Below are 2,879 nucleotides of genomic sequence, written 5' to 3'. Positions count from 1 at the left end.
ATTCTCATTATAGAACTCAGAATAGTAAGAGTCAACATATTTTTCTAAAAAATATTAATTATTTCTTTATTAAAATTTTCAAATAAAAATCCATAATAAAATAGTGATTTTTTATTTGAAAAGGAGAATCTTCTCTACGAATTGAATAACATTATTTGAATATGAAATTGGAGGAAGATAAGTGTATGAAAACAGCCCTTTTACTCGTTGATATCCAAAATGATTATTTTCCAAATGGAAAGATGGAATTACGTAATCCAGTAGAAGCAAGTGAATATGCTAGTCAGCTACTACAACATTTTAGAATTAAAAACGAACCTATTTTTCATATCCAACATGTAGCTATAAAAGATAACGCTACTTTTTTCCAACCAAATACAGAAGGTGTCCATATTCACGAAAATGTCCGTCCACTTAAAGACGAAACTGTTATACTGAAACACTATCCAAATAGCTTCCGAGAAACTGACCTTCTAGCCCAACTACAAAATTTAGAAATTGAACACGTTATAATATGTGGGATGATGACCCACATGTGCATTGATGCTACAGTAAGGGCTGCTTTTGATTTTGGCTTTCATTGTACCGTTATACATGATGCTTGTGCTACAAAGGATCTTTCATTTAAGAATGCTACTATACCAGCTGTTTATATTCACAATACAATTTTGGCGAGTTTAAATGGAGTGTATGCAAATGTAATGAGTACAGGAGAGTTTTTAGCGACCTAAAAAAAACACTCCTTTCAGTGAGCAAAACCGAAAGGAGTGTTCTCTTGTCAAACCATAGATTTTCTTTCAAATTGTATTATACAGGAAATCCTCAAAATGAATACTAAAAAATATGACTAATAAGTCAATTTTTCTCGTTGTTTTGTTTCTATTTTCATGTTTATCCCGATATTAATAGGGTTTAGCTAGTTCCAAAGAATAAACGGTAATATTTAGTAATTTTTTTCAGTTCAAATTAACTAGCTTCTATTATAGAGAGTTTCTCAAAAAGAAGAGATCTTCACAGACTGTGAAGATCTCTTCTACTATTTCTTATAAAGTTTCAGAAGTAGTTTTTGCTTGCATGTGAAGTGCTAAGTAATCAGGGCCACCAGCTTTAGAGTCTGTACCAGACATGTTAAAGCCACCGAATGGTTGGTAACCTACGATTGCACCAGTACATCCACGGTTGAAGTATAAGTTACCTACGTGGAAGTCTTCACGCGCTTTTTCAATATGGTCACGGTTGTTAGTAACAACTGCTCCTGTTAAACCGTATTCTGTATTGTTTGCAATTGCAAGTGCATGATCAAAGTCTTTTGCTTTACAGAATGCTACTACTGGTCCGAAGATTTCTTCTTTCATTAAACGAGCATCTTCTGCAACGTCAGCAACGATTGTTGGTTGGATGAACCAGCCTTTAGAATCGTCTCCTTCGCCACCTGATACGATTTTACCTTCTTCTTTACCAATTGCAACATAGCTCATTACTTTATCGAATGCAGCTTGGTCATTAACAGGTCCCATGTTGATATCTTTTGCATCTGGGTTACCTACTGTTAATTCTTTTGTTAATTCAACAGCACGATTTAATACATGATCGTATACATCTTCATGGATTACTGCACGAGAACATGCAGAACATTTTTGTCCTGAGAATCCGAATGCTGATGCAACGATAGATTTAGCTGCTAATTCAAGATCTGCCTCTTTATCAACAACGATTGTATCTTTACCGCCCATTTCAGCGATAACACGTTTTAACCAAATTTGTCCTGGGTTTACTTTTGCTGCACGCTCGTAAATACGAATACCTACATCGCGAGATCCAGTGAAGCTAACGAAACGTGTACGAGGGTGATCTACTAAGTAGTCACCAACTTCAGAACCATTACCTGGAACGAAGTTTACTACGCCAGCTGGTAAACCAGCTTCTTCTAATACTTCCATAAATTTCGCTGCTACTACAGGAGTTGTACTAGCTGGTTTTAGTAATACTGTGTTACCAGAAACTAAAGCAGCTGTTGTCATACCTGCCATAATTGCGAATGGGAAGTTCCAAGGAGAAATGATAACACCTACTCCTAATGGAATGTAAGAGAAACGATTATATTCAATTGGACGGCTTTCTACTGGAATACCGTCTTTTAATTTCAACATTTGACGAGCATAATATTCCATAAAATCGATTGCTTCTGCTGTATCAGCATCTGCCTCATTCCATGGTTTACCTGCTTCTTTTACAAGAATAGCAGAGAACTCATGTTTTCTACGACGAACGATTGCTGCAGCACGGAATAAAATGTCTGCACGCATTTCTGGTTTTGACTTTCTCCAAGTTTGGAATGTTGCATCCGCTACTTGCATTGCTTTTTCAGCTAATTCACGGCTTGCTTTTGAAACGCGACCAACAAGTTCCTCTTTATTTGCAGGGTTTACAGAAACAATTTTGTCTTCTGTAGTGATTTTTTCTCCCCCGATAATTAATGGATAGTCTTGTCCAAGATAAGATTCTACTTTCTTTAAACCCTCTTCAAACGCTAATTTGTTAGCCTCTACTGAAAAATCTGTAAATGGCTCATGTTTGTATGCTACTACCATTTTTTTAGCCTCCCCTTAGAAAAACGTTTACATTTTACAACATTATTCTACACGATAATTTAGATTTATTCAAATATTCCTAGACTTATATTTTAAAAATTAATAAATTTTTAAAATATAATAAAAAAAAAGAGATTCATACATACGTATGAATCTACAAAATATGAGTATATTCCAAAACATTTTTCCCGATTAATAAAATAGTAACTAATAAAAATAAAGTCCTTACATATCCAACACCTTTTTGAACCGCAAACTTCGATCCAAAATAAGAACCTAAAATCATTG

At 34.7% G+C, this 2,879-nt stretch carries 2 protein-coding genes; one reads left to right on the top strand and one right to left on the bottom strand.

The window, feature by feature from the left end; all coding sequences use genetic code 11:
• Positions 1 to 161: 161 nt before the first annotated feature.
• Complete coding sequence (locus KI356_RS26060; protein ID WP_128282734.1) at positions 162 to 731, top strand: cysteine hydrolase family protein; 570 nt, start codon at positions 162 to 164, stop codon at positions 729 to 731.
• Between the two features lie 312 nt (positions 732 to 1,043).
• Here the strand turns inward: KI356_RS26060 and pruA are convergent, their stop codons facing one another.
• Positions 1,044 to 2,591, bottom strand: coding sequence for an L-glutamate gamma-semialdehyde dehydrogenase (pruA, locus tag KI356_RS26055; RefSeq protein WP_002010035.1), 1,548 nt, complete (start codon positions 2,589 to 2,591; stop codon positions 1,044 to 1,046).
• Positions 2,592 to 2,879 lie beyond the last annotated feature (288 nt).

The sequence above is a fragment of the Bacillus hominis genome (assembly GCF_018332515.1).
Taxonomy (GTDB): Bacteria; Bacillota; Bacilli; order Bacillales; family Bacillaceae_G; genus Bacillus_A; species Bacillus_A hominis.
The sequence above is the reverse complement of the archived record's forward strand: the minus strand, read 5'-3'. Positions and strand labels throughout refer to the sequence as shown.